Genomic DNA, 255 nt, shown 5'->3' on the forward strand with positions numbered 1-255 from the left:
AAGACGGCCCGACTCACCAGCCGGTGGAGCAGTTGGCCAGCCTGCGGGTGACCCCGAACATGAGCACCTGGCGTCCGTGTGACCAGGTGGAATCGGCGATTGCCTGGCAGTACGGCATCGAGCGCCACGACGGCCCGACCACGCTGATTTTCTCACGCCAGAACCTGGCGCAGCAGCCACGTGACGCCGAGCAGTTGGCCAACGTGTACCGCGGTGCCTACGTGCTGAAAGACTGTGACGGCACGCCGGAGCTGA

General features: G+C 65.5%; 1 pseudogene. It reads left to right on the plus strand.

What is annotated here, in order from left to right:
- Window positions 1-255, plus strand: a pseudogene (locus AC2AXP_RS22815) (transketolase); the annotation flags it as partial.

This window comes from Serratia sp. Sp408, from assembly GCF_057180665.1.